The sequence below is a fragment of the Gardnerella sp. 30-4 genome, from assembly GCF_001641215.1.
Classification (GTDB): domain Bacteria; phylum Actinomycetota; class Actinomycetes; order Actinomycetales; family Bifidobacteriaceae; genus Bifidobacterium; species Bifidobacterium leopoldii.
In genome coordinates this window covers 1-1,795 of sequence record NZ_LXJL01000147.1, presented here as the reverse complement: position 1 = coordinate 1,795, position 1,795 = coordinate 1, and the positions used below count along the sequence as shown (strand labels likewise).

Sequence of the window (1,795 nt, the reverse complement as noted above, 5' to 3'; positions counted from 1 at the left end):
ATGTTTTACTGTATAAACATATGTTTATATTTCGGTCAATAATTCTCATCAAAAACTGTCACTCCCACTCAATCGTGGCAGGCGGCTTAGACGTTACATCAAGCACTACACGATTAATTTGACGGCATTCATTCGTGATTCGAGTAGAAATATTTGCCAACACATCGTAAGGCACACGAGACCAATCAGCTGTCATAGCATCCTCAGAGCTCACAGGACGCAAAACAATTGGAGAACCATATGTACGCTCATCACCTTGAACACCAACAGAATGAACATCAGCAAGCAAAACGACTGGGCATTGCCAAATGTCGCGATCCAATCCAGCTTTAGAAAGCTCTTCGCGCGCAATAGCATCTGCTTCACGAAGAACAGCTAAGCGTTCGCGTGTAATCTCGCCCACGATACGAATACCTAAACCAGGTCCTGGGAATGGCTGACGCCAAACAATTTCATCTGGAAGTCCAAGCTCAGTTCCAATAGCACGAACTTCATCCTTAAACAAAGTACGCAAAGGTTCAATAAGCTTAAACTTCAAATCTTTTGGCAAACCTCCAACATTGTGATGAGATTTGATGTTTGCAGCACCATCACCGCCACCGGATTCAACTACATCCGGGTAAAGCGTGCCTTGCACAAGGAACTTAACTTCTGCTCCAGATTTTCCAGCTTCTTCGATAACTTGACGCTGAGCTTTTTCAAAAGTGCGTATAAACTTCTCGCCAATAATCTTACGCTTGCGCTCCGGCTCACTCACGCCTTTAAGTGCGTTCAAAAAGTCATCTTCTGCATCAACTGCAATAAGTTTAATGCCTGTTGCTTCAACAAAATCATGCTTAACCTGCTCAACTTCGCCTTTACGAAGCAAACCGTGGTCAACAAAAACGCAAGTAAGCTGATTGCCAATTGCTTTATGTACCAATGCTGCAGCAACAGCAGAATCTACGCCGCCAGAAAGACCACAAATAACTTGCGCGTCGCCAACTTCTTCACGAATCTTAGCAACTTGATCCTCAATAATATTAGAAGGATTCCAATTATTATCCAGTCCTGCACACTTATGTAAGAATGTAGATATAAGTTCCTGACCCAATGGAGTGTGTTTAACTTCTGGATGCCATTGCACACCGTAGAGTTTGCGACTTTCGTCTTGCATTGCTGCAACTGGAGCACCTTCTGTGTGAGCCAAAACCGTAAAACCTTCTGGAGCACGCTTAACAGCAACACCGTGACTCATCCAAGTATTCTGCGCAGATGGGGATCCGGAAAGTAAACCTTCAGAATCATCAATAGTTGCAGCAGTCTTGCCATACTCACCAAGTGCAGCTTTATCGACATCGCCACCAAGCTCATGAGCCATTACCTGGAAGCCATAGCAAATACCAAGAACCGGTACACCTGCTTCAAAAATCTTTGGATCAATGTCAGGAGCACCTGGTTCATAAACAGAAGCAGGACCGCCTGAAAGAATAATAGCTTGAGGATCCTTAGCAAGCATTTCGTCAACTGGCATAGAGTGAGGAACAAGTTCTGAATACACATTTGCTTCGCGCACTCGACGAGCAATAAGCTGAGCATATTGAGCGCCAAAATCAACGACAAGCACTGGTCCTTTTGCCATGATTCTCCTTATATATAAGTTCTAACACGATTCAACTTATAATAGTGAAACTTTGCGACGTTACGTAATTACAAAACGCCGAAAATTAAACACAAAAGTTACACGTACAGTCTAACACTGCAAATAACGTTGGTAGATTTTTGTGCGAAACGCTTAACTATAAAGTATAAAATG

1 protein-coding gene is annotated in these 1,795 nt (G+C 43.1%); it reads right to left on the bottom strand.

What is annotated here, in order from left to right; translation table 11 throughout:
- Window positions 1–58: 58 nt before the first annotated feature.
- Window positions 59–1,621: a glutamine-hydrolyzing GMP synthase gene (gene guaA / locus A5294_RS06290; RefSeq protein ID WP_004106945.1), complete on the bottom strand. Its 1,563-nt coding sequence runs from the start codon at window positions 1,619–1,621 to the stop codon at window positions 59–61.
- Window positions 1,622–1,795 lie beyond the last annotated feature (174 nt).

What these genes read in the sequence shown, in the direction of transcription:
- guaA (WP_004106945.1), bottom strand. Translation starts at nt 1,621, where the DNA reads ATGGCAAAAGGACCAGTGCTTGTCGTTGATTTTGGCGCTCAATATGCT.